Source organism: Sporichthyaceae bacterium, from assembly GCA_036493475.1.
Taxonomy (GTDB): domain Bacteria; phylum Actinomycetota; class Actinomycetes; order Sporichthyales; family Sporichthyaceae; genus DASQPJ01.
Window position 1 is genome coordinate 1 of record DASXPS010000003.1, and the last position, 26,973, is coordinate 26,973.

Sequence of the window (26,973 nt, forward strand, 5' to 3'; positions counted from 1 at the left end):
CGCCGGCTTCGACATCGCGGTGATCTCGGTGCCGACGCCGCTGCGGGACGGCGCGCCGGACCTCTCCTACATCGGGTCCGCCTCCGACGCCCTCGCCCCGCACGTGCGGCCGGGCGTCACGGTGATCCTGGAGTCCACCACCTACCCGGGCACCACCGAGGAGATCGTGGTACCCCGGTTGGAGGCGGGCGGCTCACTGCGCGCCGGTCGCGACTTCAAGGTCGGCTTCTCCCCCGAGCGGATCAACCCGGGCGACCCGGTCTACGGGCTGCGGAACACCCCGAAGATCGTCTCCGGGATCGACGAGCCGTCGCTGGCCTCGGTGTCCGAGTTCTTCGGCGAGCTGGTCGACGAGGTGGTCCCGGTCAGCGGAACCCGGGAGGCGGAGCTGGCCAAGCTGCTGGAGAACACCTTCCGGCACGTCAACATCGCGCTGGTCAACGAGCTTGCGGTACTCGCCCACCAGCTCGGCGTGGACATCTGGGAGGTCATCTCCGCGGCGTCCACCAAGCCGTTCGGGTACATGCGGTTCACGCCGGGTCCGGGCGTCGGTGGGCACTGCCTGCCGGTGGATCCCACCTACCTGTCCTGGGTGGTGCAGCGCGACCTGCACCGCACGTTCAAATTCGTGGACCTGGCCAACGACATCAACGACCACATGCCCGATTACGTGGTCGCGCGGTTGACCACCCTGCTGAACAACGACTGCAAGCCGATGCGCAACTCCACGGTGCTGTTGCTCGGGCTGGCCTACAAGCCGAACACCGGTGACATCCGGGAATCGCCCGCGCTGCGCATCATCGAGTTGCTGGGTGACGCCGGCGCGAACATCGAGGCGGTCGACACGCACATCGAGCCGCACCGGGCGCCGACCGGGGTGAAGCTCGTCGACCTGACCGAACAAACCCTGCGGCGGGCCGACGTGGTGGTGCTGATCACCGACCACTCCGACGTCGACTACGACCTGGTCACCACGCACGCGCGGGCGATCTTCGACACCCGCCACCGGTTGCTCGGGAACGTGGAGTACCTCTGATGCTCCCCGCACAACGACGGGTCAGCGTTTTCACCGAGACGCGATTCGGGCGCACCGAGGACGGTCGCTGGGCCGCCGCGGACTCCTCGGGTGCCCGGGAATCCTGGCTGGCCTACCTGCAGGCCGGCGCTCAGGTCACCCTGGTGGGTCGAGCCGACCCCGCGGACGGGCCGAACGCGGTCGGCCTGGACCCGGCCCTGACGCTTCGTCCGTTGCCCTACTACGTGGGCATCGGCGGATTCGCCCGAGCGGCCTGGCCGCTGCTCCGGGAGATCCGCCACAGCGTGCGGGATGCGGACGTGATCGTGCTCCGGCTGCCCGGCGCCATCGGGTCGACCGCCGCCATGATCTGCAAACTGACGGGGCGTGAGTACGTGGCTGACGTGCTCGGTGACCCCGCGGACGTGGCGAAGCAGGGGGCGCTGGGCAACCGAGCAAGAAAAGCAGTGCCGTTGCTGGCCGCGCAGATGCGCTGGCTGGTACGAAACGCGCGCGCCAGCCGCTACGTCACCCGCGAGGCGCTGCAGACGAGATACCCGGCCAGGCCGGGCACCGCGTCCACGGGCATCTCCGACGTGCGGATCACGCCCGAAACGTTGGCCCCGCAGGGCCGCACCCGGCGCGAGGGACGGCTGCACGTGGCGTTGATCGGCACCCAGGAGACCACCTACAAGGGGCACGACGTGCTGTTCGCCGCGATGGCGGCGTTGCGGGCGGAGGGCATCCCGGTGACGGCCAGCCTGATCGGTGGTGGGCGGCTGGAATGGGCCAACAAGGAACTGGCGGCCGGCCTGAACCTGGCCCAGCACACCAGCTTCGAGGGCAACGTGGCCTCCCGGGACGCGGTGATCGCGCATCTGGACTCCGCCGACGTGTTCGTGCTGCCGTCCCGTACCGAGGGCCTGCCCCGGGCGCTGGTCGAAGCGATGGCCCGGGCGCTGCCCGCGGTGGCCACCGACGTCGGCGGCAACCGTGAGCTGCTCGACCCGGAGTTCATCATCGACGTGGATGACCACGCCGCGCTGACCGACCGGCTGCGCCGGCTGTGGGCCGACGCCGAGCTGTGGCAGCAGCAGAGCGCGCGCAACCTGGCGGTCGCGCGCAGCTACTCCGCGGAACGACTCGACGCGGACTTCCAGGCCTGGTTCGCCGGGCTGCCCGGCCAACGCAAGGTCGGGATCATCAAGTGACGGTCACATCAGGCGGGGGCCCGTTGCGGGTTGTGCATGTCTTCGGCACGTTGAACCGCGGTGGCGCGGAGAGCGTGGCGTTGGACCTGTGCCGCAGCATGCCGACCGGCGAGTTCGAGCAGCACTTCTGGTTGTTGGGCAAGGAAAAAGGTGTGCTGGCCGACCTGTTCCAACAGGCCGGTGCGGTGATCTCGCTGTGCCGATTGCGCCCTGCGGTCACCTTCGTGCCGCGGCTGTGGCATCGGTTGCGCGTGCTGCGCCCGAACGTGATGGTCGCCCACGTCAGCGTGGTCAGCGGGTTGATCCTGCTGGTCTCCCGGTTGTCCGGGGTGCCCATCCGGATTGCCCACATGCACAGCGACGGTGACGCCCGCGGCAACGATCTACCGCGACGGGCCTTCCGCGCCGCCATGCGATGGCTGATCAAGCACAACGCCACCGACGTGGTCGGGGTGACCAGCGGCTCGATCGCCTTCGCCGGCGGCGAGCCGCGCTACCGGGTGCTGCCCAACGGCATCGACTTCGCGCGGTACGCCGGTGTGCGGGTGGAGGGAACTGACGCGACGTCAGTGGGCCCGGTGCTCATGCATATCGGCCGGGCCGCGCCGGAGAAGAACCGGGCGTTCCTGTTGCCGGTGCACGACGCGGCCAACGAGATCACCCCCGGCACCACGCTGGTGCTCGTCGGCCCCGGCGGCAGCGATGACCTCGGCCCGTCTGCCGCCCAACGACCGGGTCTGGAACTGGCCGGGGAAACCCGCGAGGTGGAAAAGTACCTCGCCCGCGCCGACGCGCTTCTGCTGCCCTCGCATTGGGAGGGCCTGCCCGGCGTGGTGCTGCAGGCACTGGCCGCGGGCGTGCCGGTGGTCGCCAACGACCTGCCCAGCACCCGCGACATCGCCGCGAAGTACCCCGGCCTGACGGTCCTGTCGACCGACGCGGGCCCCGAGGTGTGGGCGGTGGAGGCGTTGCGTGCCGCCGCGCTGCCCCGGCAGGAACGTCGATCGATCTCCGAGGCCATGTGCGCATCGGAATACCAACTGGACCGCTACGCGCAGGCCTGGAGGGCGCTGTGGACGTCACGCGCATGATCGGCCGGGGGACCGGCCGACGCGGCGGGTTGACGCTGTTGGTGGCCCTGGTCGGGCTGTTCTCCTGGCACTTCCCACTCAGTATCGACTCTCCCGCGCGCACCGCGGCCATCGTCACCGGTGTATGGGCGCTGTGCTTTCTGGCGCTGTCGCGCAGTGACGCCGTGGGCAGTTACCGGCCGAACGCCATGTACATGCTGGTGTTCGGGTTGTTCCACGTGGGCTTCCTGATCGCCACCGCGGCGCGTGGCACCGACGCACTGCACGACGTGGACAGCGGCTGGTTCTATCGGGGCTACACCCCGCAGGCGTTGCACCTGGTGATTCTCGGCATGGTCGCGTTCACCCTGGCCGCACAGCTGATGACCTGGCGATCCGGCCCGCTCAGCACGATCGTCCCGTCGAGCCTCGCCGGCCCGGACGCCGACCGCTACCGGCAGAAGCTGGCCACCGTCGGTCTGCTGGTCGAGGCGATCAGCCTGTTGATCTTCTACAAGGAGGTCGTCCAGGACCGCGGCGGTGGCCTGTTCTCCGGTGGCTACGAGCAGTTCTCTTCCTCGCTTCAGTCCTCCGGCAACTCCAACGGCTATGCGACGTTGGGCATCGGCGTCGGCGCCATCTTCGCCATCGTGGCCGGCGACCGCGCGCGGCTGTGGGGGTGGGCGTTGTTTCTCGGCTACGCGATCCCCGCGCTGCCCATGGGCAACCGCGGTGAGGTGCTGTTCCCGCTGATCCCGATGCTGATCGTGGAGGCCCAGCACGGCCGCAAAGTCCGCAAGCTGTGGACGACGCTGGGCGTGCTGCTCTCGCTGATCGTCATCGGCATCGTGCGAACCGGGCGGACCACCGGCTACTCGGTGCCCACCGGCAAGCAGCTGCTGACCTCGCCGATGGACGCCATCGCCGAGATGGGTTACTCGCTGCGGCCCACCGTCGAGGTGCTCGGCTGGACCAGTCACGGCGAGGGGTATCGGCACGGCGTCACATTGGTCGCGGTGCCGCTGCGGCTGATCGAGAAGCTGACCGGGTGGCACGGCGGCCCGCCGGTGCCGGACGACCGGTTGTTCAACGTCGAGGTCGCACACCGGGTCGGCCCGATCGGTGGGTCACCGGTGGGCGAGGGGTATTACAACTTCGGCCTGCTCGGCGTGCTGCTGACGATGGGCGCGATCGGGCTGTTCGTGGGCTGGCTCAATCAACGCCCGCTGCGCATGCTCGACGCCCGCGTCGCGTTGCTCGTGCCGATGATGGGCAACGTCCGCAACTCTTTCGCCCAGGTGCCCGCGCAGCTCGTGGTCATCGCGGTGCTGCTGGTCGTGGTGCGGGTGTGGTCCAAGCGCGGTCAGGTGCACGTTCCCGTGGTCAAGGGGGTGCGCCATGCTCACGGCAGGCAAGTTCCGGTACGCAATCACGCTTGGGGCTAGCACGCTGCAGGCGGTGCTCAGTTCGGTGACCGCGCTGATCGCCACACGCGATCTGGGGGCGAGCCAGCGCGGCCTGGTGGTCATCGGCATGACCATCGCCTCGATCTTCGGCTTGGTCGCGGGTTCGGGGACCGGCTCGGCCTACCGGTTGCTGCTGCCCAGCCGGGACCCGCAGCTCCGACGCCGGCTGGCCCTCGCGTTCACCTGGTGCTCGCTGCTCGGCACCGTCGTGGTGGTGCCCGCCGCGATGCTGGCCACCAAGCTCTCCGCGCCGATGATCGACCCGGGCCTGGGGACGCACCATTTCTTGTTCGCCACCGGGGTCTACACCGCCGCGTCGGTCGCGCTCATCCAGATTGTCGAGGCGCGCTTCGCCGATGGGCAGTTCCGCCGCGGCGGCATCGCGGGCGGCACCATGGCGCTGGGCGGTTTGATCGGCGTCATTGCCGCTCTGTGCTACGACCGCTCCGCCGCGCTGGCCCTGTTCGGTCAGGGCGCGGGCATCCTGGTGGGTGCCGCCGTCGAGGTGTGGGCGCTGCGTCGGGACGGCCTGGTCGACTTCGGCGTGCCGGCGCCGGGGGAGCTCTCGGCGCTGTGGAAGCGCGGCGCACCCGCACTCGGCTTCACCATCGGATCGGCGTTGGCCTTCCGCGCCGACCGGTACGTGCTCGGTGCCTTCGCGGGCCCCGCCGCCGTCGGCATCTACTCGCTGGCCGCCACCTTCGGTGAGGTACCACGTCTGCTCTACACCGCGGTCGCGCAGTGGTTCCAGCGGCAGGCGGCGCTGGGCCGCCGGCACGCACCGCTGTTCAAGGCGATTCTGCTGGCCTGCGGTATCGCGGCGGTGGTCTCGGTGCCGATCGCGGTGGTCGGGTGGGTGCTGATCGTCCCGGTGTTCGGGTCGGAGTTCGCCGCCGGCCGCTCACTGCTGCTGGTGCTGCTCGTCGCCGAGATCCTGTTCGCGCCGTACCTGGTTGCCGCCCGCGGGCTGCTCGGCCGTGGCTGGATCAAGACCGCGGGCTTGCTGGGTCTGGCGGGCAGCGGCGCCTCCCTGGCCTGCTACGTCGTGTCGGCCCGGGCCGGCGGCGCGATGGGCCTGGCCCTGGGCAGCGGGCTGCTCTATTTGGCTCTTTCTGTCGCGTCCACCGTGCTGTTCCGCGCGCGCAGCGCACGCGACGACGCGCCGGCCGACGACGTTCGCACCGTCTCTGGAGGCTTCGCGATGGTCAAGCGCATCTGGAGGTGGGCTCGGTGCGCCTACCTGAGGAAGACCGACCCGATCGCCGCGGCGCGTGCCATGGGCGTACGGCTCGGTGAGGGGTGCCGCATTCTCTCGATGACCGGGGGGACCTTCGGCTCCGAGCCCTACCTGGTGACGCTCGGCAATCACGTGCAGGTGGGCATCGGGGTGCAGTTCCTGACCCATGAGGGCGGGGTTTGGGTGCTCCGCGAGGAGTTCCCGGACATCGACATCATGGCTCCGATCACCGTCGGCAATAACGTGATGATCGGCATCGACGCCATGATCATGCCGGGCGTCACCGTCGGCGACAACGTGGTGATCGGCGCTCGCTCCCTGGTCACCCGCGACGTCCCGTCGAATTCCGTGGTGGTCGGCCAGCCGGCCCGGGTGATCTTGACGGTCGAGGAGTACCGCGAGAAGGCGCTGCGGATGGCGGTGCACATCCCGCCCGCGCGTAAGCGGGAGTACCTGCAGCACACCTACGGACGCTGAATCGCGCCGTTCCCACCACGCCGCACCGCCCACCGAGGGGAACCCATGGAAACCGCTGCGCCTGCCGTTCGCGGTAAGAGCTCGCGCCTGACCCAACTGGACGCGCTGCGTGCGCTGGCTGCGGTCGCGGTGATGAGCTATCACTACACCCACCGGTTCCCGCAGCTGTACGTGCCGTCGGTGACGCCGCTGTTCACCAACTGGAACCTGGACTACCTGGCGATCTCCACGTTCTTCATGATCAGTGGCTTCGTCATCTTCATGACCGTCGAACGCAGCGCCCGGTTGCGCGACTTCGTGCTCTCTCGGCTGCTGCGGCTCTACCCGATGTACGTGCTGGCCATTGCCATCACCTTCGTCGCCATGCACGTGTTCGGCCCGGCGAACCGTGCGGTGGGGTGGAAGACAGTACTACGTAACCTGACGCTGTTTCAGAACTGGTTGGGCGACGGCGGCCGCAACGTGGACGGCGTCTACTGGACCATCGGCGTCGAGGTCAATTTCTATGTGCTGATCTCACTGGCGTTTCTGTTCGGTTGGCTGCGTGGCCGTCGACTCGGCGTCACCCTGGGCAGCTGGATCGTGCTGTCGTACTACCTCGAGTCGCACTGGGGCGAGTGGGTGCCGGGCAGCATGTACTGGACCCGGGGCTTGGACACCTGGTGGTCGCAGTGCTTCATCTCCGGCATCTGCTGCTACCTGGTGTGGAAGAACGGCGGTCGGTACACCAAGGGAACCGCCGCCGGGCACATCGGTTCGGTCGTGCTGGTCGGCATGCTGCGCAACACCACCATGGCAATTCTGCTGATGGCGCTGATCCTGCTGATGAACCTGGCCGCCAACAAGCGGATTCCGTTCCTGGGCACCGGCATCCTGCCCAAGCTCGGTGTCTGCACCTACGCGCTCTACCTGCTGCACCAGAACCTCGGCTACACGCTGATGCTGCACCTGATGCCGCACACCGGTTACTGGTTCGCGCTGGCGTGCGCCTACACGATGGCCATCGGTCTGGCGCTGCTCGGCACCCACCTGTGGGAGGAGCCGGTACGCGCCAAGGTGCGCGCCAAGCTCAAGGCCACCAAGTTCTTCAGTCCGCTGCCGACCGCCCCGCGTCCGCGTTCGGAGAGTGCACCGGTTATCCCGGAGGGAGTCCACACCAATGACTGATCGACCCAAGGTGCGCGAGCTGGTGCTCGCCGACGTGCACCGGTTGACCGGCCGACGTTCCTGGTTCGACGTGGTCAAGCTGACGATGTTCGGCGAGGTCTACCGGGTCAACGTCGCCTACCGCATCGCCAGCGTCTACCGGAGCCGCCGTGCCCCGCACGCGAAGGTGATCGCGCTGCTGGCCCGGTTGTGGCTGCGCCGGCTGCGGCGCAAGCTCGGCGTCAGCCTGCCGTGCACCGCGAAGGTCGGGCCGGGCCTGCTGATCGGGCACGCCGGGGTCACCTTCATCAGCCCCGGCGCGACCATCGGGCGGGACTGCAACATCGCGCAGAACGTGACCATCGCGCCGGGTAAGGGCGAGCACAACGGTGGCCAGCCGACGCTGGGGGACCGGGTGTACGTGGGGCCCGGGGCGGTGATCTTCGGAGGGGTGACCATTGGCGATGACGTCGCGATCGGCGCCAACTCGGTGGTCACCCGGGACATCCCGGCCGGGTGCACCGCGGTCGGCGCGCCGGCCCGGGTGATGCCGGGCCGGGGGTCGAGCGACTGGGTGAACCGGGTGTCCGAGCCGCGGCCGCGGATCGCCCGGCAGGCGACTGCGGCGGACCGTGTTTGACACCGACGCCGGCACCCGGCCACGGATCATGATCGTGGCCACGGTGCCGGTGTCGCTCTGCACGTTCTTCGCCGGCCAGCCGCGCTTCCTCGCCCAGCACTTCGATGTCACGTTGGTGAGCTCATCGGGTGTCGAGGTGGCGCAGATCGAGGCCGGTGAGGGAGTGCCGGTACGCACCGTGGACATGACCCGACAGATCTCGCCGGGTCGAGACCTGCGATCGCTGCGCGAGCTCACCGGGCTGATGCGTGCCGAGCGACCGGACCTGGTGCACTCCTACACCCCGAAGGCCGGACTGTTGGCCATGCTGGCCGCCCGGGCGACCGGGGTGCCGCACCGGTTCCACACCGTGCAGGGCATGCCGCTGGTCACGGCGGGCGGACCGAAGCGGCTGATCCTGAACGCTACGGAGCGGGCCACGTACCTGGCGGCGACGCGGATCTTCTCGTCCAGTCACAGCCTGTGCGAGCTGATCCCCGGCACGTTCCCGGCCCGACCGCCGGCGGTGATCGGGGGCGGTTCGGTGAACGGCATCGACGGGACCAGGTTCTCCCCCGAAGTGGTGTCCGAGGCCGCGCGCAGGCACCTGCGCGCGGAGCTGGACATCCCGACGGGGGACCGCGTGCTGGTCTTCGTCGGCCGACTGGTCGGTGACAAGGGCGTCACCGAGTTGTTGCAGGCTTTCGATGCACTGGCCGATCCGGCAACCACGCTGCTGCTGGTCGGTGCTGAGGAGCCGGCGCTGGATCCGCTGCCCGTCGCCACCCGGGAACTGATGGACCGACACCCGAAGGTGCGACTGGCCGGCTGGGCCACCGACGTGCGCCCGTACATGTCGATCTCCGACGTGCTGGTGTTGCCCAGCTACCGCGAGGGCTTCGGCATGGTGCTGGCGGAGGCCGGCGCGATGGGCGTGCCGGTGATCGCCACGGACATCCCCGGCTGCCGGGACGTGGTGATCGACGGGGTCAATGGGTTGTTGGTGCCGCCGCGGGATGTCGGGGCGCTCACCGAGGCGTTGGGCCGCGTGCTCGGCGATAACCTGTTGCGCGCGACACTGGCCGCGGACGTCCGGTCGTCCATGTTGGATCGCTACGACCAGCCCATCGTGCAGGCCGCGATCCTGGCGCTATACCGGCAGACGCTGGGGCTGGACGTGTCCGCGGGCGAGGCCGGAGAGCCGCTGCGCCGGGCTGCTTAGCGCCGGCGCAACGTCGTCCGGCGTTTCGGGGCATCAGTAGGGCTCGATAGCCCGAAACACCGGACGAGGTGGGGCTACATCGTCCGGTACCCGCCCCGATGCAACACCCCACGCTCGCCGAGCTCCGCGACATCCTCGTTGTCGACGAGGAGCTCTTGCCAATACCGCAGAACCGTCGCCTCCCGGATCTCGTATTGCGGCGCGGTCCCCTGCGTCAGCCAATCCGCGATCATCAGCGGCTCGTTGAACCCGCACAACGCCCGCGCAGCCGTCGTCCCCGAACACCGCGCGTTGATCTCGAACACGTACGGCACCCCGTCACGCACCCGCAGCTGCACGTTGCACGGGCCGTGTGGCTTGATCAGCTCCATCACATCGCGTACGCAGGCCTCGATGCCCTCGTCGCGGACCGAGAAGCACTTGTGGGTGTCGCCGTGTCGCAGCGTACGGCGCATCACGATGACGCCCTGGCACTTGTCGTCCAGGGTCACCGAGCCGCAGGTGTAGTCCGCACCGTCGATGTACTCCTGAGCCACGAAGTCGCAGAGGTTGTCGATCGCGTCCAGTTCGGCGCGGGAGCGGATCGCATAGACATCGGCCGAGCAGCCGCCCTCGCGCCGCTTGAGGATGAAGGGGTACGCGGGCAGGATCGCGTCGGCCGGGTAGTCGGCCATGTCGACGGTGTACGGCACCGGGATGCCGCCTGCCCGCAACGCGGTGTAGGTCCGGTACTTGTTGTCGGCAATGGCGACAACCTCGGGCGAGGAGACCACCGGGTAGACGCCGGCCGCGAGGAACTCATCGACGGCGTCGGACACGACCGCGAGTTCCGGGTCCAGGCCGGGGAAGAAGATGTCCACGCCCTCGGCAGAGCAGATCTCCAGCACCCGGTTCACGAAGTCGAAGGAACGTGCCATCGGGATTGTGTATGCAGTGCCGGTCGTGTACATGCCCGCGCCCAGTGGGCTGCTGTCCAGCGCGACCACCCGGTATGAGCCCGGGGCCAGGGCCTTGATGATGCTCTGCCCGACGGCGCCACCGGCGCCGGAGACCGCGATTGCTGTCATTACCGTTCCCCCGTGTGTCCTCAGGCCGCCGAGGCCGCCGGATAGTCCATTGGCACCGTGTCCGAGGCGGTGATCTGGTTGGGGAAGTCCCGCCGGATCCACTCCACGTCCTCGACGTCCATTGCCCAGCCCAGCGCACCCAAGTTCTCCGCCAAGTGCTCCGGGGTCGCGCTCTTGCAGATCACCACGACGTTGCGCTGGGAGATCAGCCAGTTCAACGCGACCTGCGTAGGGGTGCGCCCGTAGCGCTGGGCGATGTCCCGAATCATCGCGGGCACCGGCAAGTGGCCGGCCTGCAGCGGACGCCACGCGACGAGCATCACGTCGTTGCTCCGGGCGTGCTCGACCACACCGCGTACCTCCGGCTCGCGGTAGCGCACGTTGTAGTGCACCTGGTTGCAGACCAGCCTGGCGGCAGAGTGTCGCTGCGCCTCGGCAAATCGACGGGGCGTCAGGTTGGCGCCACCGATGTGACGCACCATGCCCTGCTCGATAAGCGCGTTGAACCCACGCATTGCCTCGGCGATGTCCATGCCGGGCTTCGGATAGGTGTGCATGAGGTACAGGTCGATATGGTCGACGCCCAACTTCTTCAAGCTGTTCTGCGCGGCGCGCATGATGCCGTCGTAGGTCTGGTTGACCGCGGAGACCTTGGTGGCGATGACGAACTCGGCGCGGTCCCGGCCGGCCAGAGCGGCGCCGAGGAGTTCCTCCGCGTGCCCGGCTCCGTAACCCTGCGCGGTGTCGAAGTGCCGGATGCCCGCGTCCATCGCCCGGTTCAGCGCGAAGATGTGCTCGCCGTCCCGGCTGTGATCGGCCTGCCAGCTACCGCCGCCGACCTCGGAGAGCCCGAAGCCGTAGGCAGGCAGGGAGAACCCGGAATTGAGGGTCTTCCACGGGATCCTCATGCGCGTGCCTCTCTGTCGTGCCCGATGACGTAGCTCACGGATCACCCGTCCGCCTCCACGGTCGCGACCGGTAGGACCTCGCCCAGCGCGGCACGCGGACTCGGGAAGCCGGGGTTGATCCCGCCCGTTCCGACGATGCCGCCGCGGCACAGCACCGCGAGCACGGTGCGCAGCAGGATTTTCAGGTCCAGGCTCAGCGAGCGGTGCTGGATGTACCACAGGTCGAGTTCGATGCGCTCCGGCCAACTGATTGCGTTGCGGCCGTTGATCTGCGCCCATCCGGTCAGGCCGGGACGCACCGTGAGGCGGCCGCGTTCCCGGCTGGAGTACATGGCGACCTGCTCGGGCAGGGTGGGTCGCGGACCGATCACACTCATCTGGCCGCGCAGGATGTTCCACAACTGGGGCAATTCGTCCAGGCTGGCGGCCCGCAGTAGTCGGCCGGCGGTCGGCGTACGGGCGGCGTCGCTCTCGCCCGCGAACTTCTCCGCGCGCATGGTGCGGAATTTGGCCACCTGGAACACGCGGCCGTCACGGCCGGAGCGTGGCTGGCGGAACAACACCGGGCGTCCCATCGTCAGCATGATGACCGCGGCCACCAGCACCAGCAACGGCGCCAGCAGGGCGGCCGCGAGCAGCGCGGTGATCACGTCGAACACCCGGCGCGCGATGCATCCGCTGCGCCGTACGTTGATCGTGTCGGTCTCTGGACGTGCTTGGTTGTTCGCCATGGTTCCCCCCCGAGAACTGCGAAATATCGGTGCTGAAGCGGTTTGTGTTGTGCTCGGTGCTGACGGTGCCTCAGAATCCCAGGGCCGCCCGTACCGCGTCGATGACGGTGCTCACCTCCTCGTCCCGCAGGGCTGATCCGCTCGGCAGCGTCAATCCGGTGGAGAACAGGTTTTCCGCGGTCCCGTCGACGAAGGCCCGCGCACCGGAGAACACCGGCTGCATGTGCATGGGCTTCCAGAGGTGACGCGCCTCGATGTCTTCCTCGGCCAGGCCCTTGATCACCGTGTCGGCGGAGATCGGGCACCGGGTGGGGTCCAGGGTGATGCAGGTCAGCCAGCAGTTGTCCTCGCGGTCACTACCCATCCCGGTACGACCGAGGAAGCGCAGGCCAGGGATGTCGGACAACCCGAGTACGTACTGAGCACGGATCTCCCGACGGCGGGCGATCATCGAGTCCAGCCGGCTCAGCTGCGCGCGGCCCAGCGCGGCGAGCAGGTTGGACAGCCGGTAGTTGTAGCCGACCTCGGTGTGCTCGTAGTGCGGCACCGGCTGACGGGCCTGGGTGGACAGGTAGCGTGCCCGGGCCAGCAGCGTCAGGTCGTCGGACAGCAGCATGCCGCCGCCGGAGGTGGTCATGATTTTGTTGCCGTTGAACGACAGCGCGGCGGCGCGGCCGAAGCTGCCCGCGGGCTTGCCGTGCTTCGACGCGCCGAGGGCCTCGGCGGCGTCCTCGATGAGCGGGATGCCGTGGTCGGCGAGTACATCGACCAGGGACGGATAGTCCACGCAGCGGCCGAACAGGTCCACCGTCATCACCGCGGCCACCGGGATGCCCTCGGCCTGCAGGCTGTTCACCGCGGTCAGCAGTAGTTCGGGGGAGACGTTGCCGTCCTCGGCCAGCGCGTCCACGAAGACCGGGCTGGCCCCGGTGTAGACCACGGCGTTGGCCGACGCGGCGAAGGTCATCGTGGGCACCACGACCGCGGTGCCGCGTTGGGCCCCGACCTCGAGCAGGGCCAGGTGCAGCGCGGCGGTCCCGGAGGACAGGGCCAGGGCACCGGCGACGCCGCAGCGCTCGGCGATCTCGTCCTCGAACGACTCCACGTGCGGGCCCAACGGGGCCACCCACCCAGAGCGCAGCGCATCGAGGACGAATTGTTCCTCGACATCCGAGATGTCGGCTTTCGACAGATGAATCCGCATCAGCCAATACCGCCGATTTCCATAATTTCTCCCGAAATGCGACTTTCGGTCTGGGCTGGTCTATCTAATTGCTGATGTGATGGATTCGCCCGTCGGAGCTAATTCAAGTTAGAGGTGATGCTGCGTCAGAGCTAAGAAGTTGCGCCGTCCGGTGACCGCGGATCCCCTTGCAAATGAAGCAAACCGCGCGATCACGCCTGCAACGCTAGACGAACCGGGCGGAAGTGAACACGTGCATCACTCACCTCTTGTGTAGGCGCAGTGAATTAATCCGAACGGCGCAACCGTTGAGGGTCGCCGCCGCGAATTGGACAACATGAGGACATAGCGTTTGTTCTGATCGGGGGGTCATGTTTCACGAGTTTTCCCGGCGGGGGGGTCGGCTGGCCCGTCGACCGGCGACGTTGGGGCTCCTTTCGGCGGTCGGTTTGGCCGGGGTGTGGCTCGGGCTGACGGCCGTGCTGGCCCGGGCTCATCTGGAGCACGCGGCCGCGGACGCGTCGGCGATGCGGGCGCACCTCAGCGACGGCAACCTGCCCGCAGCCCGGGCAGCGGCCGCCGACCTGCGTCTGCAGGTGGCCAGGGCGCATCACTGGACGGGCGGTCCGGTATGGGCGGCCGCGGCCCGGGTGCCGTCCGCGGGTGACCCGCTGCGCAGCGTGCGGGGCATCGCCGCGGCGCTGGATCAGCTGGGCGCCACTGCGTTGCCCCCGTTGCTGAACGCCGGCGCCAATCTGGACCCCACCACCGTGCGCACCGCGGACGGTGCGATCGACGTGGACCGGTTGACTTCGGTGGCGTCCCCCCTGCACACCGCTTCGACGGCCTTCGCCGCGAGCGCGGCCGCGGTTCGCGCCCTGCCGGGCAGCACCTGGTTGCCGCCGGTGAACGCAGCCCGGGCGGACCTGCTCACCGAATTGACGAAGACCGCGGCCACTGCGCGCAGCGCCGCGGCCACCGCGGGGATCCTGCCCGAGTTGCTGGGCGTCGACGGCACCCGCACCTATCTACTCACTTTCTGCAACGACGCGGAGGCGCGCGGCACCGGCGGCCTGCCCGGTGCGTTCATGGTTGCTTCGGTGCGCGATGGGCACATCGCCTTCCAGCACTTCGGCGGCGACCGCGCGCTGACCGGGGCATCCGCGAACGTCAACTTCGGGCCGGACTACGACCAGCTCTACGAGGACTCGGGCACCACGACGCTCTACGGCAACGCGAATTTGGGACCGCATTTCCCCTACGCCGCACAGATCTGGGCCTCGATGTGGCAGCAGCGCTTCGGTCAGCGGGTGGACGGGGTGATCGCGCTGGACCCGACCGTGCTCAGCTATCTGCTGGCGGCAACGGGCCCGGCGAAGCTGCCGGACGGCTCGGTGGTCAGCGCGAGCAACGTAGTGCCGCTGACCGAGCGCGACGTCTACGCGCGTTACCCCGATGCGTACGGCCCGCGTGGCGATGCCGCCCGCCGGGCCTACCTGGGCGCGGTTGAGGAAGCGGTCAGTCAGCGGATCCTGGCACCGGGTGCGGATGGCAAGAAGCTGCTGTCCGCGTTCGAGCGGGGGGTGACCGAGCGCCGACTGTTGGTGTGGAACTCGAACCCGGCGGTGCAGCGCGATCTGGAGACCACCCCGGTGGCCGGGGTGATCCCCCGGACGAGCGCCCCGTACGCCGGGTTGTCCATCGTCAACGAGGGTGGCAACAAGCTCGACTACTACCTGGACCGGTCATTGACCTGGCAGCGCACCGGCTGTGGTGCACAACGGGCGGTCACCGTCACCATCCGACTGACCAACAACGCACCGCCCACCGGGCTGTCCGACGTGGTCACTTACCGGCACGACCGACACGGTTACCCGGTCAAGCGGGGGGACAACCGATTGACCGTCAGTTACTTCGCCACCAACGGTGCGCTGATGAAATCGGTGACACTGGACGGCAAACCGTGGTTCGCCCGGTCCGGTGCCCAGTTGGGGCACCCGGTGCTCACCGTGGACGTGGAAATGCCGCGGGGCACCACGCGCACGGTGGTGCTGCACCTGCTGGAACCCGCCGGCGGTGACGCCGCACCGATCGTGTTGCACCAACCGTTGGTACGGCCGTTGGCTGTACACCTCGACGACCAGCAGTGCGGACGGTGATCGTGGAACAGGACAGTCGCGGTGAGTTCCGTGTGCTTTACGTCTGCACCGGCAATATCTGCCGGTCCCCATTCGCCGAGGTGCTCACCGCACACCTGCTCGCCCAGCACGGCCTGGCCGCGGTGGTCACTGTGAGCAGCGCGGGTACCGGGGCCCTGGTCGGGCATCCGATGCATCCGGCGAGCCAACTCGAAGCGGTGCGTCGGGGCGTGCCCGAACCGTGGGTGGACGTTTTCGCAGCCCGGCAGTTGGGCCGGCGCATCGTCGGTGCCGCTGACCTGATCCTGGGCGCCACGCCGGCCCATCGTGCCGAGGCGGTGCGCATCTGGCCGCGCGCGCTGCCGGTGGCCTTCACCCTGCTGGAGTTCGCCCGGCTGGCCGCGCTGGTGAAGCTGTCCGGGCTGCCTGTCGACCCGGTGGACCGGGCCGGGGCGTTGGTGGCCGCCGCCCGCGCGCAGCGGGGGATGGCGCCCGGCGGTGGCCCGGACGCGGACACGATTCCGGACCCCTACGGCGGGCCTGCCGAGGCGCACGGCACCGCCGCGGCCATGGTGGCCGCGGCGGTGGACGCGATCGTGCGCGTGCTGGCCCCGGCTACGGATGGGGCGGGGCGGTCGGCCCGAACCCGGTGAACCGGGGCGCCTTCGGCTTGGCCGGAACCGCCGGGGCGTCATGGAACTCGGTGGACCCCGACGATGTGTTGTTCGCCGGTGCCGCCGCAGGCGCGGCCGGTGCCGGCGCGACCGGTGCGGCCGGCGCTCGCTGCGGCTGTTGTGCCGGACGCAGGGCGGTCCTGGTTTCCGGGGCCCGCCGCGGGGCCGCCTCGTCGGTAAGGGTCCGGGTTGCCCGGGTGGCCGCGGAGCTTCCCAGCGCCGGCCGGCTGTACGCAGCGCGCGGTGCGGGCCGGGTCAGCGCGGCCGGGGCGGAACCCTGAGCGGCCGCGCTCGGCGTCGGTGCGATCGCCGCGGCGGCATTGGGTCCGCCCACGATCGGTGCGGCCTGCGGCCGGTCCTCCTGCAACTGCACTGTCTGCGCCGCCGGGGGGGCGTGCCGACCGTGCATCGGATTCAGCCCGTACAGCCAACCGCCGACCGCGGTGGCGGCCGTGAGCCCGACGACCAGTGCACTGCGGACCAGACGGGCGCGGCCACCGGAGCGGGCGGCCGGCACCGGCCGCACCAGTTCGAGGACCTCGGCCTCGGGTCGGGCCGGCGCGGGGATCACCAGGGGTAGGTCGTCGCGGGTGGGTTCGTCATCTTCCTCGTCCCGGGCCACCGCCGCGACCGGCTCCGGTCGGGGCCGGGCGGCCACCGCCGCACCGAGCGCCACCGCCAGGGTCGGATCCAGGTCGCGGTCCAACCGCACTCCGGAACCCAGGTGGGCGGACAGCGCCTGGGTCACCAACGGAATCCGAGAGGAGCCGCCGGTGAGCAGTAGATGGGTGATCTCGTCCTCGGCGCCGAGCGAATCGAGCGCGGCGTCCAAGACCTCCACAGTGGCGGCAATGGCCGGGGAGATCATCGTTTCGAACTCCGCGCGGGTCACCCGCACGCTGGTGTTCAACGAGCCGAGCAGCACCGGCACGGTGGTCGCCGTGTCGACGGACAGCGCCTCCTTGGCGTCTACGCACTCCTGGCGCAGCCGGGCCAGAGCGGTGGTGACCATCTCCTCGCTCGGGTCCAGGCTGACGTTGTCCGCGCCGAGGCTGTCCAGCACGTGCGCCAGGATCGCGTCGTCGAAGTCGATGCCGCCGAGGTCCGCCAGTCCCACCGGGCGGCCCACCGGGCGGAATCGCCCGTCGGGTGTCACGCGCAGCAGCGAGGCGTCGAAAGTGCCCCCGCCCAGGTCATAGACCGCCAGCAGCGCGTCCTCGGGTAGCCGGCCGGTACTCGCGAAGGCGATTGCCGCGGCTTGCGGCTCACTGAGCAGGTCGACGTTGTCCAGCCCCAGGTCGGCCAACGATCGGGTGAGCAACTGGAGCTTGTGCGGCCCCCAGCCCACCGGATGGGTGACCACGATCCGCTCCGGGCCGCCGCCCTGACGCAGCGTCACCTGACCTACCACCCAGCTGATCATGCGGGCGGCCAGCGAGTGGGCGTGGTGGCGGGCGGCCTGTGCGCCGTTGCCGATGAGCAGCGGGGTCTCGTCACCGATGCGTCGTTTGAACCGGCGGACCACCCAATCGGGATCGGTCAACGCTCGGCGTTCGGCGGCCTCGCCGACCAAGAACTCCCCGTCCGGGCCCAGATAGGCGACGGTCGGCATGGTGGCCGCCCGCGAGCCCAGTGGGACCGCGACCGGCGGTTCCTCGCCGACGGCGACGGCCGCCGCGGTGAACGTGGTCCCCAGATCCACGCCCAATACGTACTGTGCGCTCATCGAGCCTGCCCCTTCCCTCGCACGCCCATCTGAATTGATCAGGACGGGTCGGGTCGCCCCGGGGGTGGGAAAGATTCTTTGACCCCTCCCGCAGTCAAGATCGGCTCCGCCGTCCCGGGGGTGGCTCGGACACCCGGGGATCGCCCCCATCTCCGGCGTCTTCGCAGGTCAGCGTCCTACAATGTGACGTTTGTCAGGGGTCGGCGGGGTTTGCGCGGCCTTGGTACTCCTGATTCGTCAAGCAACTTATGGGGTGTTTGTTACGGATGGTGCTTTTGGGACTGGCCTTCGATCCCCTAACGATTCCCTGACGCAGGGGAGTTTTCCCCGATCCGCGGGGTGGCGCCGCGCTCCTAGCTTTCTGGCCATGGCGGTCCGTAACCCGACCGTCCGAGGGATCAACGACACGAAGGACGACGGCCATGGCGACCTCACTGCTCGACTGGATCATGACCCTGCTGACGAACAACGATGCCCGTGAGGCCTTCCAGGCCGACCCGAAGAACGCGATGGCGGCCGCCGGCATGAGCTCGGTCTGCTCCTCCGACGTCCGGGATTCGCGGGCCTTCCTGGTGGACCACCCGCACGTCCGCGAGACCAATCACTTCCGCCCCACGGGCCAGCAGGCCCCGGCGCACGAGCACGTCAGCAACATCCTCAACCACTACACGGTCGACCGCGGCCACGGTCCGGTCGACAACGGGCACAACGGCAACCACAGCCACAACCACGCCGACAAGGTGCACGAGCACCGCACCGAGTTGGAATCCCGCCACGAGTACCGCGGTGGCGACCACCTGGGCGACGCCTTCAATCGTCACCAGGACCACAGTTTCAATCGGCAGATCACCGACCTGACCAAGCACCAGGACGTCGGCCCGACGTCTGGTGACCGGACCACCGCTGCTGACCAGCACGACTCCACGGTCGGCAACGACCAGTACTCGCAGGGTGGCAACAAGAACGTGCTGGGTGACAACAACGACACCTCGCACGACCAGCGGTACGACAGCACGGTTTCCGGTGACCACAGCGCAGGGCGCGACGTCCACATCGAGCGTGGCGGCGCCGTGTTCGGTCAGGGCGTTGCCGGCGGCGACATCGACCACACCGGCGGGCTGGTCGGTCTGGACCACACTGTCGACGTCGGCACGATCAACGTGCTCTCCGGCATTGCCAGCCCGGATGTTCTCTCTGGTCCGGGCACGCTGAACGAGCTGGGACACAACCTCGGTCAGAACCTCCTGCACGACGGGGCGGTGCACGACCTGCACGGAATCGCTCACGACATCCCGATCGACGACGTGCTGAACGGCCTGCACGTCCTCGCCTAGCACCGAACTTCTCCGACACCACCGCCTCGGGGGGAACGAGGGGGACGGTGGATGTGGGGGGAAGCACCTCGATGCCCGCCTGCCCGCGGTCCGCGTCGCTCCGTCGACTCGACCTATCGAGGTGAAAGGATCGGCCCCGTCCCGGTACCCAGCCGGGACGGGGCCATCCGTGATTAACGCACCCGCTCGCAGCGGTGGTGGGGGGAGTCCGTGTCGGACGTCGCCGAGCTCATCGAGGCCGCGTCGATGCTCGCCGCGGCGCGGCAGCGGGCCGACCTCACCGGCCGACTGCAGGCCACTGCGGCGCGGCTGGCCGATGACCGGGTGCGGGTGCTGGTGATCGGGGAGTTCAAGCAGGGCAAGAGCCAACTGGTCAACGCGCTGGTCCGGGCCAAGGTCTGCCCGGTGGACGACGACATCGCGACCTCGGTGCCCACCGCGGTCTCCTACGCGGACTCGCCCACGGTCACCCTGGTCAAGCACTCCGGCCGCGACTTCGACCACGACGACCCGGACGCGCCCGCGCCCGCGCACAGCGAGCGCACCGAGGTTTCGCTGGACGAGCTGGCCGCGCACGTCGCGCACGTGGGCAACCCGGAGAACCGGGAGGGACTGTCCCAGGTCGAGGTCGGCCTGCCGTCCGCGTTCCTGCAGGGCGGCCTGGAACTGGTGGACACCCCCGGCGTGGGTGGCCTGGGTTCGGTGCGGGCCACGGCCACGTTGGCCGCGCTGCCGGGTGCGGATGCGGTGCTGCTGATCTCCGACGCCGCGCAGGAGTACACCGCCGCGGAGATCGAATTCGCCAAGCACGCGGTGCGGTTGTGCCCGAACCTCACCTGCGTGGTGACCAAGATTGACCTGTATCCGGAGTGGCGGCGCATCCACGCGCTGAACGTGGAGCACCTGGCCAGGGCGGGGATCAAGGCCGAGGTCGTGCCGGTGTCCTCGACGCTGCGCTGGCTGGCGCTGGAGCACGACGACAACGACCTCAACGTCGAATCCGGCTTCCCGCAACTGGCCACCCTGCTCACCGAGATCGTGGCGGACGCCGAGGCGCTCACCGGCCGGGTGGTGGCGAACTCCGTGCTGCGGGTCACCGAGCAGCTCTCCGCCGGGTTGAACGCCGAGCTGGGCGCCGCGGAGAACCCCAAGACGGTGGAGGCGATCACCCGCGACCTGCGCGAATCGCGGTCCCGGGTGGCCGCGTTGCGCGACCGGTCCGCGCGCTGGCAGCAGACCCTGGCCGACGGCGTCAACGACCTGACCGCGGACATCGACTACGACCTGCGCGACCGGATGCGGGAGATCCTGCGCAGCGCCGAGGACGAGATCGAACTGCTCGGTGACCCCGCCGTGGTCTGGGTGGAGTTCGCGCCGTGGGTGGAGGAGCAGGTGGCCTCGGCCGCCTCGGCGAACTTCGTCTGGGCGCACGAGCGTGCCCAGTGGCTGGCCGGGCAGGTGGCCGACCACTTTGCCGAGGACGGCCAACTCAGCCTGCCCGACCTGGCGCCCTCGACCGGCTCGGCGATGTTGGCCGAGATCCGCCCGATGACCTTGGACGACTCCGAGCCGACTCTCGGCGAGAAGGCGCTCACCGCGGTGCGCGGTGGGTACATCGGCACACTGATGTTCGGCATGTTCTCCACCGTGGCCGGGTTGGCGTTGCTCAACCCGTTCTCCGTCGGCGCCGGTCTGCTGTTGGGTGGCCGCAGCTTGCGCGAGGAGAAAAAGCGACAACTGACGCGGCGTCAGGCCCAAGCCAAACTGGCGGTGCGGCAATACGCGGAGGACGTGATCTTCCACGTGGGCAAGGATTCCCGGGACATGTTGCGCCGGGTGCAGCGCGAACTGCGCGACCACTTCACCGGCGTGGCCACCGAGTTGGACCTGGCGCTGCAGGCCTCGGTGCGCACCGCCGAGGATGCGGCTCACGCGTCGTCGGCGGACCGGGATGCGTTGGTCCGCAAGCTGCGCGCGCAGGCGGAGGCGATCGCCGGGGTGGAGGCCGCCGCCCGGCGGCTGTCGAACGTGCCGGCCGCGGTTGGCTGAGGTGAGCAGACCGAGCATGCGCGACCAGGTCGCGGCGCTGCTGCGCCGGGCCATGAGCGTGTACTCCGAGCAGCCCGAGGCGCGCGCCGAGGTGTTGCGCTGCCTGGAACGGTTGGACGGCCCGATTCGGGTGGCCATCGCGGGCAAGGTGAAGGCGGGCAAGTCCACGCTGCTCAATGCGCTGGTGGGGGAGATCATCGCGCCCACCGACGCAGGGGAGTGCACGCGCATCGTCACCTGGTACCGCGATGCCGAGGCCCCGCGCATCCTGCTGTTCCCGTCGGCCGGGCCGGCCCGCGACCTGCCGATCGTGCGCCAGGACGGCAAGCTGGAGATCGACCTGCAGGGCGCGTCTCCCGCCGAGGTGGACCGGTTGGTCATCGACTGGCCTAATTCCAGCTTGACCGCGATGACCCTGATCGACACCCCGGGCATCGCCTCCGTGGCGGTGGACACCTCGGCGCGCACCGAGGCATTCCTCACCCCGGGCACCGGTGCCGAGCCCGGTGGGGCAGACGCGGTGGTCTACCTGATGCGCCACGTGCATGCCGACGACGTCGGGTTTTTGCAGGCCTTCCACGCCAACGCCGGCGTGGGTTCCTCGCCGGTGAATACGGTCGCGGTGCTCTCCCGGGCCGACGAGATCGGCGCGGGCCGGGTGGACGCGTTGGTCTCGTCCGGGCAGATCGCGCACCGCATGCGCGGCGATGAGACCATCCGGGCGCTGTGCCAGACCGTACTGCCGGTGGCCGGGCTGCTCGCGGAGACCGGGCGCACCCTGCGGCAGGCCGAGTTCAACGCCCTGGCCCAGTTGGCCGCCGTGGACCGGGACCTCGCCGACGCGATGCTGCTGTCCGCTGATCGGTTCGTGATCGAGGCCGGCGAGGCCGCCGCAGACGTGCCCTCGGTCGCGGTGCGCCGCGAGTTGTTGGCGCGGCTGGGCATGTTCGGCGTGCGCATCGCGCTGCCGCTGATCCGGCAGGGCTGCAACAACGCTTCCGCGCTGGCCGAGGAGCTGGTGCGGCGCAGCGGCCTGGCCGAGCTGACCGACTGCCTGGATGCCCTGTTCGCCGAGCGGGCCGACCTGCTCAAGGCGCGCTCCGGGCTACTCGGGTTGGACCTGGTGGTCCGCGCCTACCCCAATGACTCCTCGGAGGCCTTGCTCGGTGAGATCGAGCGGATCACCGCCGGGGCGCACGAGTTCGTGGAGTTGAGCCTGCTCGCCTCGTTGCGTGCGGGCACCGTGCCGTTGGATCCCGGGGAGATCGTCGAGGCGGAGCGGATGCTCGGCGGCTCCGGGCAGAAGCTGCACGTGCGACTGGGCCTGGAGGAGGACGCGGGCGCGGCGGCGTTGCGCGCCGCGGCCACGGATGCGTTGACCCGGTGGCGGCGGCGGGCGGAGAACCCGGTGTCGGTGCGCGCCGTGGCGGACGCGGCGCGGGTGATCGTGCGGACGTGTGAGGGCATCATCGCGGGGCTGCACGCGGACTGAGCTGTGCTCGCTACGACAGGTTCGCCCGCAGTAAGGAGAAGAGCTCGGCGCGGGAGCCGGCGGCGCAGCGTTGCCGGATACGCGCCACGTGGTGCTCGACGGTTTTCGCGGAAATGAACAGCCGCTCGCCGATGTCCTTATACGTCAGGCCGTCCAGCAGCAGGGCGGCGACCTCGCGTTCGCGGTCGGAGAGTTCGAGGCCGTCTGCCACGGGTGACAGCTCGTCAGTTTCGTCGGTGACCGGCGCCGGGCGCAGGCTGCGGGCGCAGCTGAGCAGGGCGGCCATCACGGTGCGGTCCTCGGCGCGCACCGCGGCCTGGCCGGCCAGCCGGGAGGCGTCCCAGGCGTGGCCGATGCGGTGCAGGCGCCGCGCGGCGCTGTCCACCTCGGCGGCGTCGATCTGCCCGGCCAGTACCGCCAACCAGCAGCGCCCGGCCGCGGCCAGTACCGCTGCGTGCGGGTAGCGTTCCGCGGCGCTCTCCAGTGCGGCCACATGGGGGGCCGCGGCCTCCGTGCGGTCGGCCAGGCCGGCGGCCTGCACGCCGTACCAGTGCATCGGCGCCGCCCAGAGTGGCGGGGACCCCAGCCGGTCCAGCAGCGCCCACATCTCGGCCACGTGTGGGGCGACCCAGTCCTCTTCACTCAGTCGCACCGCGCCCACCCATAGTTCGCCGACCGCATGCAGGGCGTAGAGGTCGACCGGGTGGCGCACGATCGCCTGCCGAGCGCGTTGCCAGGCCTGCTGCAGCAGACCCAGATCACCCTCCCGGCGGGCGATGCCCACCTCGATCGCGGCGGCGGTCAGCTCCTCCCGCGGCTCGAACTGACGATCAGTCAGCAACAAGCCGCGGGCCCGGTCCAGATCCCCGCGCTGCATGGCCGTCCAGGCCTGCAGCACGCGGTGCCGGGTCCGGGCGAACACCCCACCCAGATCCACCTCGACCGCGCGGGTGAGCACCGATTCGGCAACCCCGAACTCGCCGACGTTCAGTGCCACCACGGCGGCCAACGCGGCCGGGGTGTCGGGCAACAACGTGTTCCGCGCGGCCGGCTCCAACAGCCCGGCCGCCCGGGTGAGCTTGGACAACGCCGCGGTGGGCGGTCCGGTGATGCTGTCCAACAGTCCCGCCGCCACCAGCGACTCCACGCCGTCCCCGAGAGTCGGGATGCGGGAGGTCACCGGTGCCGCCGCGGCCCGTGCGCCGGCCAGGTCGCCGGTGCCGAGCAGGGCGGGCACCGCGGCCGGGCACTGCTGCCCCGACGTCGCGGCGAACCAACGGTGCAGGTCGGCCGCCCGGCTCAACATGCCGCGCCCGGACAGCACCGCGGCGGCCACCGCCACCGCGAGGTCCCGGTCGGCCGCGTTCGGATCGCCGACGGCAACGTCGGCCAGCCGCAGTGCGCCGTCGCGGTCCCCGGTCAGCGCGACCGCGCGGGCCAGTCGAGCGGCCACCCGATTCAGCGGAGTACCCGAGCGCACCGCGTCGGCCAGCATCGCGGCCAACCGGGCCGGGTCGACCTGCAGAGTTTCCGCGATCAGCCCGTCTTCGACGCTCGGCGTGGCGTCCGCGCCGCCCAGCAGCGCATCGGTGTCCAGCGGTGCGGTTTCCTCCGCAACCGCCGCCCTGGTGCGGGGCACGATCAACGCCGGTGCCGGTGCCACGCGTGTCCCTCCCTGCCCGGAGTTGGATACGTTCAGCGCGCTGTTCAATCAGCGCAGCCCCAGTGTGAACAACTGTCACTCAAATCCCATATGCCCCAATGGCAACGATCACCCCAATAGTCACTTGGTAAAAGAAGACGGGGCGGGGGCTCCCGTCGGATGACGATCGCGATTTAGACTGTTGCTTGCCCACAGACGTCCGGTACCCGAAGAGGACTGGAACGACGGCAATGAACGAACTGCAACGGCGCCCCGCGCCCGCCGGCGCGGCGCACCGACCTGCCCGGCTGGCGGTCGGTGTGCTCGGCTCCGGGCGCGTGGGTGCGATCCTCGGTGCGGCCCTGGCCCGCGCCGGACACCGCATCGTGGCCGCCTCCGGGGTGAGCAAGGCCAGCCGCGAGCGGGCTGCCGCACTACTCGGGGTGAACGAGGTCTCCGACCCGTTGGCCGTGGCCGGGGCCGCGGAACTGCTGCTGCTCGCCGTGCCCGACGACGTGCTGCCCGCCCTGGTCGCCGGTCTGGCCGAGGCCGAGGCGGTCCGCCCCGGCACGCTGGTCGCGCACACCTCGGGCCGCTACGGCACCGCCGTGCTCGAGCCGCTCACCCGCCACGGCGCGCTGCCGTTGGCGTTGCACCCGGTGATGACGTTCACCGGCACCGCGGTCGACCTGGCCCGACTGTCCGGCGCCTGCTTCGGCATTACCGCGCCCGACCCGCTGCGCCCGGTGGCCGAGGCGCTGGTGGTGGAGATGGGCGCCGACCCGCAGTGGGTGGCCGAGGAGCACCGGGTGCTCTACCACGCAGCGCTGGCCAACGGTGCCAATCACTTGGTCACCCTGGTCGCGCAGAGCGCGGACCTGCTGCACACCGCGGGCGTCGAGGAACCCAACCGGTTGCTCGGCCCGTTGCTCGGCGCGGCCCTGGACAACTCCCTGCGTAGCGGCGACGCCGCACTGACCGGCCCGGTCTCCCGCGGGGACGCGGGAACCGTGGCCGCGCACGTCGAGGTGATCGCCGAGCAGTCCCCACAGGCGGCCGCGGCCTACGTGGCCATGGCCCGGCTCACCGCGGACCGCGCGCTGGCCGCCGGAGGCCTGTCCGCCGACCGTGCCGAGGCTCTGCTGGATGCGCTGAGCGCGGCCCACCCGTTCGCCGGGGGCACCGCATGACCACCACTGTCCGCAACACCCTGGTGGCGCGTACCCGCGCCGATCTTGCCGCCGCGTTGGCTGCGCTGCCTGCTCCGCGTGGGGTGGTGATGACCATGGGTGCGTTGCACGACGGGCATGCCGAATTGATGCGCCGGGCGCGCACCGAATGCGCGAGCGTGGTCGCCACGTTGTTTGTCAACCCGCTGCAGTTCGGCGCCGGGGAGGATCTGGCCCGTTACCCGCGCACCTTCGACGCGGACCTCGCGATGTGCAATGAGACCGGGGTGGACGTGCTGTTCGCGCCGGGCGAGCCGGAGCTGTACCCGAACGGCCGACCGGCCACCGCGGTCACCGCCGGTCCGTTGGGCGATGTGCTGGAGGGCGCCTCCCGCCCCGGCCACTTCGACGGCGTGCTGACCGTGGTGCTCAAGCTGCTGCACCTGACGGAGCCTCAGGTTGCTTACTTCGGCGAGAAGGACTACCAGCAGCTGACCGTGATCCGGCAGATGGTCACCGACTTGGACCTCGATGTGCGCATCGCCCCGGTGCCCACGGTGCGCGAGGCGGATGGCCTGGCGCGGTCCAGCCGGAACAGATTTCTGAGTGACGAGCAACGCGCTGCAGCACTCGCGTTATCGCGTGGACTGCTGGCCGGGGCCGCGGCCGGCTACGCCGGCGCCGAGGCCGTACTGGCCGCGGCACACGCGGAGATCGACGGGGTTCCCGGTTTGGAATTGGACTATCTCCAGCTTCGTTCTACTGGGTTGGCGGCGGATCCAACAAGCGGGCCGGCCCGCTTGTTGGTGGCCGCTCGCACCGGCCAAACCCGCCTCATCGACAATCTGCCCGTGGAACTGCTCGACCCGGATCGACAACACTCGGCCCTTACCCCTCGCGAAGGGACCAGCTGATGTTCCGCACCATGCTCAAGTCCAAGATCCACCGCGCGACGGTGACGCAGGCCGATTTGCATTACGTCGGCTCGATCACCATCGACGAGGACCTGTTGGACGCCGCGAACCTGCTGCCCGGTGAGCAGGTGGCCATCGTCGACATCGACAACGGTGCCCGGCTGGAGACCTACGTGATCCCCGGTCCGCGCGGGTCCGGGGTCATCGGCATCAACGGCGCAGCGGCCCGGTTGGTCGCGCCCGGCGATCTGGTGATCATCATCAGCTACATGGGCGTGAGCGATGCCGAGGCCCGCGAGCTCAAGCCGACGGTAGTGCACGTGGACGGGCGCAATCAGATCGTGGTCATCGACGGTGACCCGGCGGCGCCGGTGCCCGAGTTCGGCGCGGCCCGCGGCGACGTGCGCGGGGACAGCATCAGCGGTGATCGCGCACCTGAATTTCACAGTTTGAATCGCCACGCGCTGCCGGTGCGCCCGTAAT

22 protein-coding genes are annotated in these 26,973 nt (G+C 69.8%); 16 read left to right on the top strand and 6 right to left on the bottom strand.

The window, feature by feature from the left end:
* The 8 genes from VGJ14_00170 to VGJ14_00205 form a co-directional block, all read left to right on the top strand.
* The coding region (locus tag VGJ14_00170; protein HEY2830807.1) for a nucleotide sugar dehydrogenase at nt 1–1,036 on the top strand (1,036 nt) is incomplete at its 5' end.
* The gene (locus tag VGJ14_00175; GenBank protein ID HEY2830808.1) at nt 1,036–2,226 is read left to right on the top strand and encodes a glycosyltransferase family 4 protein; all 1,191 of its coding nucleotides are present in this window, start codon (nt 1,036–1,038) and stop codon (nt 2,224–2,226) included. The genes VGJ14_00170 and VGJ14_00175, both read left to right, overlap by 1 nt.
* Nucleotides 2,223–3,317, top strand: a complete 1,095-nt coding sequence (locus VGJ14_00180) for a glycosyltransferase (protein HEY2830809.1) — start codon at nt 2,223–2,225, stop codon at nt 3,315–3,317. Before VGJ14_00175 ends, VGJ14_00180 begins: the two co-directional genes overlap by 4 nt.
* Nucleotides 3,299–4,741, top strand: coding sequence for an O-antigen polymerase (locus VGJ14_00185; GenBank protein ID HEY2830810.1), 1,443 nt, complete (start codon nt 3,299–3,301; stop codon nt 4,739–4,741). The genes VGJ14_00180 and VGJ14_00185 overlap by 19 nt, the downstream gene beginning before the upstream one ends.
* 13 nt (nt 4,742–4,754) lie before the next feature.
* Entirely contained in the window at nt 4,755–6,476 is a 1,722-nt protein-coding gene (locus VGJ14_00190; GenBank protein ID HEY2830811.1) for an oligosaccharide flippase family protein, read from the top strand.
* Between the two features lie 45 nt (nt 6,477–6,521).
* Complete coding sequence (locus VGJ14_00195; GenBank protein HEY2830812.1) at nt 6,522–7,643, top strand: acyltransferase; 1,122 nt, start codon at nt 6,522–6,524, stop codon at nt 7,641–7,643.
* The gene (locus tag VGJ14_00200; GenBank protein ID HEY2830813.1) at nt 7,636–8,262 is read left to right on the top strand and encodes a serine acetyltransferase; all 627 of its coding nucleotides are present in this window, start codon (nt 7,636–7,638) and stop codon (nt 8,260–8,262) included. Before VGJ14_00195 ends, VGJ14_00200 begins: the two co-directional genes overlap by 8 nt.
* Entirely contained in the window at nt 8,255–9,463 is a 1,209-nt protein-coding gene (locus VGJ14_00205; GenBank protein HEY2830814.1) for a glycosyltransferase family 4 protein, read from the top strand. Before VGJ14_00200 ends, VGJ14_00205 begins: the two co-directional genes overlap by 8 nt.
* A gap of 74 nt (nt 9,464–9,537) precedes the next feature.
* Here VGJ14_00205 and VGJ14_00210 read toward each other — a convergent pair whose 3' ends face one another.
* The 4 genes from VGJ14_00210 to VGJ14_00225 form a co-directional block, all read right to left on the bottom strand.
* On the bottom strand, nt 9,538–10,530 hold the full coding sequence (locus tag VGJ14_00210; GenBank protein HEY2830815.1) for an ATP-grasp domain-containing protein: 993 nt from the start codon (nt 10,528–10,530) through the stop codon (nt 9,538–9,540).
* Nucleotides 10,531–10,550: 20 nt separating this feature from the next.
* On the bottom strand, nt 10,551–11,438 hold the full coding sequence (locus VGJ14_00215) for an aldo/keto reductase (protein ID HEY2830816.1): 888 nt from the start codon (nt 11,436–11,438) through the stop codon (nt 10,551–10,553).
* 41 nt (nt 11,439–11,479) lie between these two features.
* Nucleotides 11,480–12,169, bottom strand: coding sequence for a sugar transferase (locus VGJ14_00220; GenBank protein HEY2830817.1), 690 nt, complete (start codon nt 12,167–12,169; stop codon nt 11,480–11,482).
* Between the two features lie 70 nt (nt 12,170–12,239).
* Nucleotides 12,240–13,373 carry an aminotransferase class I/II-fold pyridoxal phosphate-dependent enzyme gene (locus VGJ14_00225; GenBank protein ID HEY2830818.1) on the bottom strand — a complete coding sequence of 378 codons (1,134 nt, stop codon included), beginning with the start codon at nt 13,371–13,373 and terminating at the stop codon, nt 12,240–12,242.
* Between the two features lie 404 nt (nt 13,374–13,777).
* On the opposite strand from VGJ14_00225, the gene VGJ14_00230 reads away from it, so the two are divergent.
* Nucleotides 13,778–15,511 carry a DUF4012 domain-containing protein gene (locus VGJ14_00230; GenBank protein ID HEY2830819.1) on the top strand — a complete coding sequence of 578 codons (1,734 nt, stop codon included), beginning with the start codon at nt 13,778–13,780 and terminating at the stop codon, nt 15,509–15,511.
* A 2-nt stretch (nt 15,512–15,513) separates the two neighbouring features.
* Nucleotides 15,514–16,143 (top strand): hypothetical protein, encoded by a 630-nt coding sequence (locus VGJ14_00235; protein ID HEY2830820.1) that lies wholly within the window; start codon nt 15,514–15,516, stop codon nt 16,141–16,143.
* Here the strand turns inward: VGJ14_00235 and VGJ14_00240 are convergent.
* Nucleotides 16,106–17,890 (bottom strand): Hsp70 family protein, encoded by a 1,785-nt coding sequence (locus tag VGJ14_00240; protein ID HEY2830821.1) that lies wholly within the window; start codon nt 17,888–17,890, stop codon nt 16,106–16,108. The genes VGJ14_00235 and VGJ14_00240 overlap by 38 nt on opposite strands.
* A 422-nt stretch (nt 17,891–18,312) precedes the next feature.
* Between VGJ14_00240 and VGJ14_00245 the strand changes: the two genes are divergently transcribed.
* The 3 genes from VGJ14_00245 (at nt 18,313) to VGJ14_00255 (ending at nt 22,765) form a co-directional block, all read left to right on the top strand.
* The gene (locus tag VGJ14_00245; protein HEY2830822.1) at nt 18,313–19,224 is read left to right on the top strand and encodes an IniB N-terminal domain-containing protein; all 912 of its coding nucleotides are present in this window, start codon (nt 18,313–18,315) and stop codon (nt 19,222–19,224) included.
* A gap of 210 nt (nt 19,225–19,434) precedes the next feature.
* Nucleotides 19,435–21,273, top strand: coding sequence for a dynamin family protein (locus VGJ14_00250; protein HEY2830823.1), 1,839 nt, complete (start codon nt 19,435–19,437; stop codon nt 21,271–21,273).
* A gap of 1 nt (nt 21,274) precedes the next feature.
* On the top strand, nt 21,275–22,765 hold the full coding sequence (locus VGJ14_00255; protein HEY2830824.1) for a dynamin family protein: 1,491 nt from the start codon (nt 21,275–21,277) through the stop codon (nt 22,763–22,765).
* Nucleotides 22,766–22,775: 10 nt separating this feature from the next.
* Here VGJ14_00255 and VGJ14_00260 read toward each other — a convergent pair whose 3' ends face one another.
* Nucleotides 22,776–24,428, bottom strand: a complete 1,653-nt coding sequence (locus tag VGJ14_00260) for a LuxR C-terminal-related transcriptional regulator (GenBank protein HEY2830825.1) — start codon at nt 24,426–24,428, stop codon at nt 22,776–22,778.
* 230 nt (nt 24,429–24,658) lie between these two features.
* Between VGJ14_00260 and VGJ14_00265 the strand changes: the two genes are divergently transcribed.
* The 3 genes from VGJ14_00265 to panD are packed head-to-tail and all read left to right on the top strand — an operon-like array spanning nt 24,659 to nt 26,972.
* Nucleotides 24,659–25,597: a DUF2520 domain-containing protein gene (locus VGJ14_00265; GenBank protein ID HEY2830826.1), complete on the top strand. Its 939-nt coding sequence runs from the start codon at nt 24,659–24,661 to the stop codon at nt 25,595–25,597.
* Nucleotides 25,594–26,490, top strand: coding sequence for a pantoate--beta-alanine ligase (panC, locus tag VGJ14_00270; protein HEY2830827.1), 897 nt, complete (start codon nt 25,594–25,596; stop codon nt 26,488–26,490). Before VGJ14_00265 ends, panC begins: the two co-directional genes overlap by 4 nt.
* Nucleotides 26,490–26,972: an aspartate 1-decarboxylase gene (gene panD / locus VGJ14_00275; GenBank protein HEY2830828.1), complete on the top strand. Its 483-nt coding sequence runs from the start codon at nt 26,490–26,492 to the stop codon at nt 26,970–26,972. Before panC ends, panD begins: the two co-directional genes overlap by 1 nt.
* The last annotated feature ends 1 nt before the right edge of the window (nt 26,973 follow it).

Excerpts from the sequence above, each read along its gene's own strand:
- VGJ14_00175 (HEY2830808.1), top strand. The coding sequence starts at position 1,036 with ATGCTCCCCGCACAACGACGGGTCAGCGTTTTCACCGAGACGCGATTC.
- VGJ14_00195 (HEY2830812.1), top strand. The coding sequence starts at position 6,522 with ATGGAAACCGCTGCGCCTGCCGTTCGCGGTAAGAGCTCGCGCCTGACC.
- VGJ14_00200 (HEY2830813.1), top strand. The coding sequence starts at position 7,636 with ATGACTGATCGACCCAAGGTGCGCGAGCTGGTGCTCGCCGACGTGCAC.
- VGJ14_00210 (HEY2830815.1), bottom strand. The coding sequence starts at position 10,530 with ATGACAGCAATCGCGGTCTCCGGCGCCGGTGGCGCCGTCGGGCAGAGC.
- VGJ14_00215 (HEY2830816.1), bottom strand. The coding sequence starts at position 11,438 with ATGAGGATCCCGTGGAAGACCCTCAATTCCGGGTTCTCCCTGCCTGCC.
- VGJ14_00220 (HEY2830817.1), bottom strand. The coding sequence starts at position 12,169 with ATGGCGAACAACCAAGCACGTCCAGAGACCGACACGATCAACGTACGG.
- VGJ14_00225 (HEY2830818.1), bottom strand. The coding sequence starts at position 13,373 with ATGCGGATTCATCTGTCGAAAGCCGACATCTCGGATGTCGAGGAACAA.
- VGJ14_00240 (HEY2830821.1), bottom strand. The coding sequence starts at position 17,890 with ATGAGCGCACAGTACGTATTGGGCGTGGATCTGGGGACCACGTTCACC.
- VGJ14_00245 (HEY2830822.1), top strand. The coding sequence starts at position 18,313 with ATGGCGACCTCACTGCTCGACTGGATCATGACCCTGCTGACGAACAAC.
- VGJ14_00265 (HEY2830826.1), top strand. The coding sequence starts at position 24,659 with ATGAACGAACTGCAACGGCGCCCCGCGCCCGCCGGCGCGGCGCACCGA.
- panC (HEY2830827.1), top strand. The coding sequence starts at position 25,594 with ATGACCACCACTGTCCGCAACACCCTGGTGGCGCGTACCCGCGCCGAT.
- panD (HEY2830828.1), top strand. The coding sequence starts at position 26,490 with ATGTTCCGCACCATGCTCAAGTCCAAGATCCACCGCGCGACGGTGACG.